This window comes from Bacillus hominis (genome assembly GCF_018332515.1).
GTDB classification, from domain to species: domain Bacteria; phylum Bacillota; class Bacilli; order Bacillales; family Bacillaceae_G; genus Bacillus_A; species Bacillus_A hominis.
Genome location: NZ_BOQD01000535.1, coordinates 1 through 676, shown reverse-complemented (window position 1 = coordinate 676; position 676 = coordinate 1). Strand labels below are relative to the sequence as shown.

Here is a 676-nt window from a genome sequence, read left to right as displayed (position 1 = left end):
TGGGTATTGAATGATTACGAAAAGTTAATAAATCGCTTGTATAACACCTTATATTTTTATATCCGTGAAAACTACAAAATGTATAAAATTCCATTTGTCAAATGAATTTAATGCGGAAGGAGGTTTGTGGTTACTTCATCGGGATATAATAATCAGTTTTGAACTGATAAAAATATAGGAGGCGACATAATGTTTCGTACGATTTCAAATTTCATGAGAGTAGCTGAGATAAGAAACAAAATTCTTTTTACACTAGCGATGCTAATTGTTTTTCGAATTGGCACGTTTATTCCAGTTCCTCATACTAACGCAGAGGTATTAAAAGTACAAGATCAAGCCAACGTTTTAGGCATGCTGAACGTATTTGGCGGGGGAGCACTGCAACACTTCTCAATCTTTGCTGTAGGTATCACACCATATATTACAGCTTCTATCATTGTACAATTACTACAAATGGACGTTGTACCTAAATTTACAGAATGGGCAAAGCAAGGAGAAATGGGCCGTAAGAAATCAGCTCAATTTACTCGATACTTTACAATCATTCTCGCATTCATACAATCCATTGGGATGTCTTATGGTTTTAATAATATAGCAGGTGGACAATTAATTACAGATCAAAGCTGGACTACATACTTATTCATTGCGACAGTTTTAACTGCTGGTACTGCATTTT

General features: G+C 34.8%; 1 protein-coding gene. It reads left to right on the top strand.

What is annotated here, in order from left to right:
- Positions 1 to 189: 189 nt before the first annotated feature.
- A partial coding sequence (locus tag KI356_RS27180; protein WP_369009438.1) for a preprotein translocase subunit SecY occupies positions 190 to 676 on the top strand: 487 nt, incomplete at its 3' end.